The following is a 10,420-nucleotide window of genomic DNA, read 5'->3' on the forward strand; positions in this document are numbered from 1 at the left end:
GGCTGGGGCCGGTGGGTGCTCGGAGGCTGGCTGCTGTTCGTGCTCTGGCTCAGCGTGGGGTATGCGCGGCTGCCCGACGTGAGCGGCCTGCGGACGGAGAACCCGCGCACCACCGCGCTCATGGAGCAGCGGGCCGAGGAGGCGAATGAGGAGGGCAGGAAGCCCCGCGTGCGCCAGGCCTGGGTGTCCCTGGGCGCGGTGGCCCCGCACGCGGTGGACGCAGTGCTCATCTCCGAGGACGCGCGCTTCTACCGGCACGAAGGCGTGGATTGGAAGGAGGTGGAGAACTCCATCGACCAGTCCGTGCGCGAGGCCCGGCTGGGGCGCGGCGCCTCCACCCTCACGCAGCAGCTGGCGAAGAACCTCTACCTCTCCACGGACCGCAGCCTGCTGCGCAAGGCCAAGGAGTTCGTGCTCGCGCGCCGGCTGGAGGAGCACCTGTCCAAGCAGCGCATCCTCGCGCTGTACCTGAACGTCGTGGAGTGGGGGCCGGGGGTGTATGGCATCGAGGCGGCGGCCCGTGAGCACTTCGGCACGTCGGCGCGGGCGCTCACCGTGGCGCAGGGCGCGATGCTCGCGGCCATGCTGCCCGCTCCCCGCCGCTGGCTGCCCGCCCAGCGCCCGGAGACGCTGCGCACCCGCGCCGGTGTCATCCTGACGCGGCTGGAGCGCGAAGGCCGCATCAGCGCGGCGCAGGCCCGTGAGGCCCAGGCCGAGCTGTCGCGCTTCTTCGGCGTGTCGCCCGCGTCCGAGGCCATCGCCCGGCTGCCCGCGGAGAGCTGAGCGGCGCCAGAGCCTCAGCGTGGCCAGGAGCCCCAGCACCGTCAGGCCCCCACCCGCCTGGTCCGGGGCAGGAACGGCACCATCTGGCGCGTGGTGGGCGGGCGATGAAGCAACCGCGCTGTACCCGGGCTGCGCGGCGGCCTGCTTCGCGTCCGTAAACTGGCCATCGTCTTGCCAGGCAGGAGCACCGTTGGCCCGGTAGAAGAGTTGCGCCGCCTTGGCGATGCCAATGCCTCGCACGGCGATGGTGGAGCGCCCCCTCGGGTGCTGGCCATCCTGGGACAGGACGAAGCGTTGCAGGGCTGCGGGCGGTGCTGTGCGTGGTGCTGGGTGGGGTGGGAGGCTGTGCGGCGGGGAACCATGCGGTCCCGCCTGCCAATGCATCTCAAACAGCCTGGGCGCAGGAATCGGCCCATGGTTTGTTCCATCTCGCATGGCAATACGCGGATGGTGACGGCGTACCCAAGGATGAGCATCGCGCCGCCGCGCTATTCGCGCAGGCTTGCCAGGCCGGCTTCTCCAAGGCCTGCGCTCAGCGGTGAGCGCGGGCGAATCATTGCCTTGGTAGCCTTTCATACACACGTCAGGGTTTTTCCGGGCGGGGCGCCTCGACGGGTTTGGGCGAGCACTGCTATCACGTGAGGCCACGAACGTTCGCATCGCTCAAGGGGGAGAGCGCGCCATGTCCCGTGATGTCATTGTCGATTTCAATGTGCTGCCCCGCTCCACCCGCGAGCGGCTCATCGCCAGTACGAGCCCGTACTCCGCGGACGCTCCGCTCTTTTCCGACAAGGACCGCACCCCCCAGAGGGGATTGGCGTGGTGGCTCGTAGCGGGCTTGCTGGGGCTGGGCCACTTCTGCTTCATCGCGCTCACTGCGTTCGGAACGCCTGGCGCGCGCGGCGTCGAGGACGTGGGTTCCCTCATTGCCTACGCGTTGGACATCAGCCTGATGGTCGCGGCCGTCCTCGGCATCGCGTACCACCGCAAGCGCAGCGCGGGTCTGCCCTTCGTGCCGGGGCGCTATCTGTTCCCCCTGGAGTTCGTGGACCTCCGCGAGCCAAGGATGCGCATCCGCTCCCTGAACGGGCTCATCGAATTCAAGGGGGTGCACCAGCACATCAATGGCACCTACAGCCATACCTCCTTCTTCTTCACCTTTCAGGGAGGCGTCGTCGAGGAGTTCCAGGTCAGCGACAAGCATGACGCCGAGCGACGGCTCCAGGTGTTTCAGCGCGTGCGCAAGGGAGTCGCCGGAGCAATGGAGCGGCAGGACGCCAATGCCCTCCAACAGCTCGACGTCTTCTTCGACGTACGAATGAAGGGCGGCTTCCAGGCCTTCCAGGGCAAGAGCCAGGACGCGCTCGACACGGGCCCGCGGGCATCGGGCGTGCCGAGCCAGCTGGGCCGGCGGTGGCTGACCTCGCTGACGGCGGGGGTGGTGCTGGGCATCACCGCGCTGTTGTTGAGGAACCTGGCGAGTGACCACACGGCCTTCGAGGCGGCCAGGAAGGACGGGAGTGGGGCGGCCTTCCACCAATACGTGCTCACGGGCTGGCGCTATGTCGACGAGGCAAGGCGGCTCGGCGCGGAGGCGGAGTTCACCGGCTGTGAGAAGCAGGGCGCCGAGGCCTGCTGGCTGACGTACCTGAAACGCTGGGATGGGTCGCCCCGCTCCAAGGAGGTCAGGGAGGAGCGCCTGCCGCGCGCGGCGCTCGCGGAGGCCGGCGATACCGTGTCGGCGCTGCGCCGCTTCCGCACGCGCTACCCGGCCTCCGTGGTGGACGGGGAGGCCAAGGCCCGCATCCACGAGCTGTTCGTGAAGTCCCTGGCCGAGTTCAAGGACCAGGCCTCCACCACCCATGCCGGAATCGTCCCCTTCGTGGGCGGGCTGATGGCCCATCTGGAGGCGACGGACAACCCGCGGGTGCTCCTGCGCTTCCGCCAGCAGTCCTCGCCCACGCTCGCGAAGGCCGACAAGCTGCTCGGCAAGGCCATGCGCAGGCAGGGGAGGGAAATGGCCATGGTGTCCCGCCACTTCGAGCCCCAGTACACCCAGCCCCTGGAGCAGGCCATCACCGAAGCGCTGAGCAGCGCCTTCGTGCAGATCTTCCCCACGGACCTGCTCACACTCCAGGCGGCGCCCGCCGGGCAGCCGGTGGCCGACACGACCGTGCCGGTGCTGGAAATCGTCTATACGATTGGCTGGTCCGGCAATACCTACAGCTCCGTGGAGACCCGGCGTGTCTTCGTGGGCATCCAGTTCGAGTTCAGCGCGGACATGCGCGTGCCGGACCAGAAGCCGCTGCACTTCGGGCTGCGAGTCAACCCGCCCGATTTCTTCACCGTGCACTTCACGTCCAGACAGCTGGAGCTGGTGGGCCTCAATGGCAGAGGGCCCAGCGATGACGACGTGTACCGGGTGATGTCGCTGCGAGCCTTTGATCAGCTGAGCGACAAGCTGAGCCAGGTCTTCTTCCGTCCGACGAGCAAGGCCTTCCAGGCCAGCACCCTGGGCGGCTCCGAGGAGGCGCCGGAGGGCCTGCACGAGGCGCTCAGTCAGCCTTCCCCGCCTTGAGTCCCGCGCCTGGACTCCTCTACGTCGAGCCTCCTCCGGCGCCAGAGTCTCAGCGTGGCCAGGAGCCCCAGCACCGTCAGGCCCCCTCCGGCCTGGGTGCAACCGTCACTGGACGGGCCGCGGATGGGATCCGCGTCCCCGGGGATGCCGCCGTCCGTGACGCCTCCGTCGTCGCCCGGGCCTCCGTCCGTGGCGGGCGAGGCACAGCTCAGCTCGAAGTCCACGCTCAGCGGCGGCAGCGTGAGGTTGGCTCGCTCCAGCGTTCCCTGGAGCGTGGCGCGGTGGCGTCCGGGCGTGAGGCCCCGGCCGGGCGGTGGCGGGTTGCCCGGCGTGCAGACCGTGTAGAGGGACAGCAGCTGCCGGTTGTACTCGTACTTGTGGCTGTCGAAGTGGTCCGCGCCCGTCGAGTCCAGCCCGTGGTGATTGCTGAACGACCAGGGCTGTCCATCCACCTCCACCGTCCAAGTCATCCAGGGCAGGAACGGCACCAGCTCCGGTGACGGGGTGAAGCGCAGCGAGGTGAAGTCACCTTCCTGCGGACTTCCGCACTCCGCGTCTCCGAACACGGGGAACGTCCCTCGCTTCGGCGTGTCCACGCCCAGCGTGCCCAGGGTCGTGGGCAGCGGCAGCTCCGGGCCCGCGGTGAAGGTCGCGGACTGCGTCAGCGTCTCCTGGAACTGGCAGAGGCCCTTCGCCTCGATGCGGTACTGCGTGCCCGGCACGAGCGGCGCCGTGGGGACCACGACGTGCGTCCCGCGTGCGCCAATCGCCAGGGTGAAGGGCACCGGCGTGCCGTCCGCCTGGAGCAGCTGGATGGTGGCGACCTCCGTGGCCTCCCGCAGCGGCGGCCTCACCACCAGCCCGGGCACGTTCGCGGGGACCGCTCCGCCGTCCTCGGGGAGCGGGAAGCGGACGTCGACAAGGCAGTTGGCCGCGACGCACGCCTCCGCGGAAGGCGGTGCGAGCGCTCCCAACCCCAGAAGGAACATCCCTGCCGCGCCCCATGCCCAAACGTGTCCGTGCATTTGCTTCATCAGACACCGGAGCGCGGGAGCGTGGGACATTCCTCAGGGGCGCTTCGTGCGCCGCCAGAGCCGGAGCGTGGCCAGGAGCCCCAACGCAGTGAGGCCTCCGCCCGCCTGGGTGCATCCCCTGTCATCGGAATCAGGGGCCTCGGGCGCTGCGTCCGGGCACTTGAGCTCGAAAGCAACCTCCAGCGGCGGCAGGGGCGTGCCGGACTGTTCAAGCACCGGGCGCAGCGTGGCCACGTGCTTGCCGGGCGCGAGCCCCTGGTCCGAAGGGGCCTGCTGGTTCGGCAGCACTTTGCAGACCGTGTAGACGGTGAGCAGGTCATGCGGGTACGCGAACCGGTCCGGGGGCATGACGTTGCCCGCCGCGTCCACCGCGCCGTGTTGCGCCGTGGCCCATGGCTTTCCATCCACCTCCAGCGTCCAGTGCACCCACGGCAGGAAGGGCACCAGCTCCGGCGCGGGCGTGAAGCCCAGCGTCACCGTGCGGCCCTCCACGTCCACCGAGCACAGCGAGCCACCCCAGACCGGGAAGGTCGCGTCCTGTTCTGGAGCCGCGCGCAGGGTTCCGGACGCCGCCGGCAATGCGACCGCGGGGCCTGCCGTGAAGGACGTCCCCATCGTGCCAGGCTCCTGCGGATAGCCCCCGCAGAGGTTGCTGGCCTCCAGGCGATAGTGAGTCCCCGGAACGAGCGGTGCCGCCGGAACGAGGACCCCGCTCCGGTGGGGGCCCTCCAGGAGCGTGGCCTCCACGTCGGCTCCGTCCTCCGTTCGCAGGCGCAGGTTTTCGGAGTCCACGCCATACCGTTGAGAGGACACCACCACCAGGGCGGGGACGTTCGCGGGGACAGCCGCGCCCGTAAGCATCGGGGCGTGGACCTTCCGGAAGTCGCAGACGGGACCGCCGCACGCCTCCGCGGAAGGGGGCAATGCCAGTCCCCCGCCCACCACGAACGTTCCCACCGCCAAACACTGCTTCCATCCGCGTGTCGTCATGTCCTTGAGACACCCAGGCCCGGCGTGCTGGGACATCGTCATGAGGCCCTGCGACGCCAGAGGCTCAGGGCCGCCAGCGCGCCCAGCAAGGACAGCCCACCTCCGGTCTGCGAGCACCCCTTGTCCTGGGAGTCATTGGGTACGGGCACGGGCACGGGATCCTTCTCCATGCACGTCAGCTTGAAGGAGACCTCCAGCGGCGGCAGCGGCGTGCCGGACTGTTCGAGCACCGGGCGCAGCGTGGCCACGTGCGTGCCTTCCGCGAGGCCCCGGTCCGAGGGGGGCTGCTGATCCGGCACGGTCTCGCAGACCGAGTACACCGAGAACAGCGCATGCGGGAACCGGAGCCGGTCCAGCATCCCGAGGGTCCCCGCCGCGTCCACCGCGCCGTGCGGGGCCGTGGCCCATGGCTTTCCATCCACCTCCAGCGTCCAGTGCACCCACGGCAGGAAGGGAACCAGCTCCGGCGCGGGCGTGAAGCCCAGCGTCACCTGGCTGCCCTCCACGCCCACCGAACAGGAGCCGCCGCCCCAGACCTGGAAGGGCCCGTGCTCTTCCTGGCCCGCCTGGAGGGTCCCCGTCGCCGCTGGAAGCGCGACCGCCGGGCCCGCGGTGAACGTCGCCGTCTCCGGAGGGCCTTCCTCCGACTCTCCCAGGCACGGGTCGCGGCCCTCCAGGTGATAGCGGGTGCCCGGGACGAGCGGAGCCGCTGGGACGAGGACGCCACTTCCAAGAGGGCCTGGCAGGAGGGTCGCCTCCACGCCGGTGCCGTCCTCCGTGCGCAGCCGCAGGGTCTGCGCGTCGACGATGGGCCAGCCGCCCGGCGACACCATCACCAGCGCCGGCACGTTCGCGGGCACATCCGCGTCCTTCGGCAGCGGGAACCGGGTCCACCAGGGGGAGCATGGGGCACTGGTGCAGGCCTCCGCGGAAGGTGCGAGCAGCGCCGCCACCGCGCACAGGGCACTCCATCCGAATCTCGTCATGGCCTTGAGACACGCGGGCCCGGCGCGTTGGGACATGGCACGCGACCGTTCAGTCCACGAAGGCGACCGTCCGGCTGGTGCGCCCTCGATGCGTCCCTGTCCCCGGCGAAGACTGACGGGCATGCGACGCAAGCTCGTGCTGCTGGTGCTGGCCGTGGCGGTGTGGCTGCCAGCACTCCATCTCCTGTTCCGTCCCCGCGACCGGGAGGCCCTGACGTCGGCGCTGGCCTCGCGCCAACGTGTGTTCTCGCTCCAGGAATCGAGCGCGGAGCGCGACGTGCTCCACCGCACCAACCCGGAGTGGGACCTGATGGTGCGCACCTTCTCCGTGCTGTCGTTCGCGAACCTCGCGCTGTCGGAGCCCGCGCGGAAGGCGGAGCACCTGGCCGTCGTGGACGCGCTCATCGCCCGGACACTGCGGGACGAGCAGCGCGCGCACGAGGCCTTCTTCCTGCCCTACGTGCACGCGGGACCCTTCAAGGACCCGGCGGGGCGCAGCCTCTTCGTGGACGGGGAGCTGGCGTTGATGCTCGCCGCGCGTCAGCTGGTGGAGGCGCGCGCGGAGTACGCGCCGCTCCTGCGCGAGCGCGTGGACCTCATCACCGGTCAGCTGGAGCGGGCGCCGGTGCTCGCGGCGGAGAGCTACCCGGACGAGGGCTGGACCTTCTGCAACGCGGTGGCGCTCGCGGCGCTGCGCCTGTCGGACCGCGTGGACGGCCGGGACCACGACGCGCTCCTGCGCCGGTGGGTGGCCTCCGCGCGCGAGCACCTGACAGAGCGCCGGACGGGCCTGCTCGTGTCGAGCTTCACCTACGCGGGCGTGACGAAGGACGGACCGGAGGGCTCCACGCTGTGGCTCGCGGCGCACATGCTCCAGGTGGTGGAGGCGGACTTCGCGCGCGACCAGTACCAGCGGGCCCGCGCCGCGCTCCTGGGCCAGGCGCTGGGCTTCGCGTGGGCAGGGGAGTGGCCCGTGGACGCGGACGCGGTGCAGGACATCGATTCCGGGCCCACCATTCCGTGGGTGAACGCGAACGCGGGCTCCAGCGGGCTCGCGCTCGTGGGCGCGGCGGCGTTCGATGACGAGGAGGCCCTGGACGGGCTGCTCACCAGCCTCCACTTCGCGGCCTTCCCGGTGCACGACGACACCGGCTTGCGCTTCGCGGCGGGCAACCCGCTGGCGGACGCGGTGCTGCTGTACGCGCTCGTCGAAGGACCGCTCTGGCGCCTCGCGCGGGCGCCCCACCTGGAGGCACACCGATGATGCGTCACCCGTTCATCCTGGCCGCGCTGGGCCTGGGCGCGCTCTTCCTGGCGCTGCACCTGGGCGGAGGCCGTGAGTCCGTGGGCGTGCTGTCCGGGACCGTTGTGGGCGGCCCCTGGCGCATGGGCTTCGGCGTCCTCTACGCGCTGGCCTGGTTCGGCGCGGTGCTGGTGGCGCCGGTGCTGCTGCTGGCGGGGCTGGCGGACGGCGCGCTTCAGCGCCGGTACACCGTGCCGCCCTTCATCACCCACCGCACCTGACGCACGGCGGAGATGTCCTGCGTGGGGTCGCCCTCCACGGCGACGAGGTCCGCGTAGAGGCCGGCCTTCACCTGCCCGACGCGGTCCTCCCAGTGCAACATGCGCGCGTTGCCGGAGGTGGCCGCCTGGAGCGCCTGCGCGGGCGTCACACCGCTGGCCACGAGCAGCTCCAGCTCGCGCGCGTTCTCCCCGTGGGTGAAGACGCCCGAGTCCCCGCCCACGCACAGGGGCACGCCCGCGGCGAGCGCGGCCTTGAGTCCTTCGCGCTTCTTCTTCGCGGACTCGGGCTCCGGATCCACGCCGCGCTTCCAGCCCCGGTACTGGAGCATGGCGTCGCCCGCCGCCAGCGTGGGGCACAGGAAGACGCCCCGCTGGGCCATCAGCTTCCAGACCTCCGGCGTGCCGGCGTCGCCGTGCTCGATGGTCTCCGCGCCGGCCAGCACCGCGCGCTTCATGCCCTCCGGCGTGCTGGCGTGCACGGCCACCGGGCGCCCGCCGCTCCGGGCTGTCTCCACGATGAGGCGCATCTCCTCCTGGGAGAAGGTGGGCAGCGCCTCACCGCGCGGGCCCCAGCGGTAGTCGCCGTAGACCTTGATCCAATCCGCGCCGCGCCCCATCTGTCCTCGCACCGCGCGCGTGAGGCCGTCCACGCCGTCCGCCTCCTCGGCGCCCTGGGGCACGGTCCACTCGGACGCGAAGCCCTTGGGGCCATAGCTGCCGGTGGCCACCAGCGCGCGCGTGGTGACGACCATGCGGGGGCCCGGGATGATGCCCTGGTCGATGGCCTGCTTGAGCCCCACGTCCGCGTCCCCGGCGCCCTCCGTGCCCAGGTCTCGCGTGGTGGTGAAGCCCGCCAGCAGCGCCGCCTTCGCGTGGTTCGTGGCCCGCGCCACGCGCAGCGCCAGCGACTCCTTGAGCACCTGGTCGTTCCAGGGGGCCTCGTTGTACGGGTGCAGGAACAGGTGCGAGTGGCCCTCGATGAGGCCGGGCAGCAGCGTCGTGCCGGGCAGGTCCACGACCTCCGCGCCCTCCGGTGCCTTCACGCCTTGCGCGGGCCCCGCCGCGACGATGCGCTCCCCGGTGACGACCACCACCCAGCCCGTGTGGGGCTTCGCGGTGGTGCCGTCGAAGACGCGCGCCGGGCGCAGCACGTAGGAACGGGCAGCGGGCGTCTGGGCCCGCGCGGACGCGGAGCCGAGGACCCCGAAGAGGACGGTGGCAAGGAACAGGGCGCGCATGGTGGACGCGCAGTCTGCGCGCGCAATGCCGGCCGGGCCATGGGTTTGTGGGGCTGGCCCCGTGGATTGCTTTTCCTCAAGCACGAAGTCAGTGTGTCTGTTCTGTTTTTGCCGGGGGATTGCCATGCATCGACTGCTTTCGCTCGCATTGCTGCTGTGCGTTGCTTGTGGCGACAAGACGGACCCTCCCATGCCCCCGCCGGACGCGGGCATCGCCGACGCGGGAATCCCAGACGCGGGAACCCCAGACGCAGGCATTCCAGACGCAGGCATTCCAGACGCGGGAACCGAAAGCCCGGCCACCCTCACCGTCCACTCGGACTGGTGGTCCTTCAGCCGGGAGTTCGGCCTCATCGAGCGCATCACCGTCCTGCTGGGGGACGGCAGCCGCTTCCGTCAGCCGCTGGGTCTGGACGGCATCGCGCGGTTCGACGACCCGGCCATCACCGGCCCGCAGGACATCACCTTCGTCATCGTGGGCGTGGGCGGCGGCAAGGTGGTGGCGAGCACGACGCTGGACGTGGAGGGGGCGGAGGTGTGGATCCGCTCCGGCTACGACCTGGGCGGGGGCTCCCCCGGCGTCAAGCAGGCCACCCTCACCGGCCAGGTGATGAACAACGGCGGAAACCTGACGGACCTCCGCGTGGTGGGCAACGGCTTCTCGGGGTCTGACTTCGCGCTGTCGGACGGCAACTTCAGCTTCGACGTGACGGGGCGGAACCCCGGCCGGGTGTCGCTGCTCGCCAGCGGAAACACCGGGCACGTCATGGCCCTGGGAATGCTTCGGGACATCGCCGTGGGAGAGGGGCGGACCGTCAGCGGTCTGGCCGTCACCCTGGACCACCCGATGGACGAGCGGCTGGCCGTGCAGGTGGCGGACCTCCAGCCCTATGGGTCGCTGTCGAGCGTCTCCGCCACCTTCCGGCTCGATTCGGAGTTCCTCTTCAAGAACTCCGCCGACGCCGAGCCCTTCGAGGTCCCCGCCATCGCCCGGACGCCGCCCTTCGACACCGTGGAGGTCCTGCTGTCCGTGACGGCGGGGCGCGATGAGAAGATTCCCGCCGGGCGGGTGGTCGCGAACGTGCCGCTGGCCCCCACGGGCGCCACGCCGCTGACCCTGCCCCCGCCCATGACGCTCACCTCGCCCACGCCGGGGACCTCGGCGACGCCGGGGGCGGGACCGCTCTCCGGGCTGACGCTGACCTGGAGCGCCGCCCCCGCCGCCCACATGGTGACGATGCGTCTGATTCCCCAGCAGGGCACGCCAGACCTCGCGTGGTACGTCAC

Annotated in this window: 9 protein-coding genes; 5 read left to right on the plus strand and 4 right to left on the minus strand. The window is 71.0% G+C overall.

The window, feature by feature from the left end; translation table 11 throughout:
* The coding region (mtgA, locus tag D7X55_RS27855; RefSeq protein WP_233610111.1) for a monofunctional biosynthetic peptidoglycan transglycosylase at positions 1 to 783 on the plus strand (783 nt) is incomplete at its 5' end.
* A gap of 682 nt (positions 784 to 1,465) precedes the next feature.
* Positions 1,466 to 3,361, plus strand: a complete 1,896-nt coding sequence (locus D7X55_RS27860) for a hypothetical protein (protein ID WP_147470230.1) — start codon at positions 1,466 to 1,468, stop codon at positions 3,359 to 3,361.
* On the opposite strand, the gene D7X55_RS27865 is transcribed toward D7X55_RS27860, so the two are convergent.
* From D7X55_RS27865 to D7X55_RS27875, 3 genes are all read right to left on the minus strand, one after another.
* Positions 3,343 to 4,350, minus strand: a complete 1,008-nt coding sequence (locus D7X55_RS27865) for a hypothetical protein (RefSeq protein ID WP_233610112.1) — start codon at positions 4,348 to 4,350, stop codon at positions 3,343 to 3,345. The two genes, D7X55_RS27860 and D7X55_RS27865, sit on opposite strands and share 19 nt — an antisense overlap.
* Before the next feature lie 78 nt (positions 4,351 to 4,428).
* Positions 4,429 to 5,358, minus strand: a complete 930-nt coding sequence (locus D7X55_RS27870) for a hypothetical protein (RefSeq protein WP_121724636.1) — start codon at positions 5,356 to 5,358, stop codon at positions 4,429 to 4,431.
* Positions 5,359 to 5,423: 65 nt separating this feature from the next.
* Positions 5,424 to 6,371: a hypothetical protein gene (locus D7X55_RS27875; RefSeq protein WP_147470231.1), complete on the minus strand. Its 948-nt coding sequence runs from the start codon at positions 6,369 to 6,371 to the stop codon at positions 5,424 to 5,426.
* Positions 6,372 to 6,492: 121 nt separating this feature from the next.
* Between D7X55_RS27875 and D7X55_RS27880 the strand changes: the two genes are divergently transcribed.
* Positions 6,493 to 7,635, plus strand: a complete 1,143-nt coding sequence (locus tag D7X55_RS27880; protein WP_121724638.1) for a hypothetical protein — start codon at positions 6,493 to 6,495, stop codon at positions 7,633 to 7,635.
* Positions 7,632 to 7,895 carry a hypothetical protein gene (locus D7X55_RS27885; RefSeq protein WP_121724639.1) on the plus strand — a complete coding sequence of 88 codons (264 nt, stop codon included), beginning with the start codon at positions 7,632 to 7,634 and terminating at the stop codon, positions 7,893 to 7,895. The genes D7X55_RS27880 and D7X55_RS27885 overlap by 4 nt, the downstream gene beginning before the upstream one ends.
* Here the strand turns inward: D7X55_RS27885 and D7X55_RS27890 are convergent.
* Positions 7,850 to 9,133, minus strand: a complete 1,284-nt coding sequence (locus D7X55_RS27890) for an amidohydrolase family protein (protein WP_121724640.1) — start codon at positions 9,131 to 9,133, stop codon at positions 7,850 to 7,852. The genes D7X55_RS27885 and D7X55_RS27890 overlap by 46 nt on opposite strands.
* A gap of 124 nt (positions 9,134 to 9,257) precedes the next feature.
* Here D7X55_RS27890 and D7X55_RS27895 point away from each other — a divergent pair.
* A partial coding sequence (locus D7X55_RS27895) for a hypothetical protein (RefSeq protein WP_147470232.1) occupies positions 9,258 to 10,420 on the plus strand: 1,163 nt, incomplete at its 3' end.

Origin of the sequence: Corallococcus sp. AB049A (genome assembly GCF_003668885.1) — a bacterium.
Lineage (GTDB): Bacteria > Myxococcota > Myxococcia > Myxococcales > Myxococcaceae > Corallococcus > Corallococcus interemptor.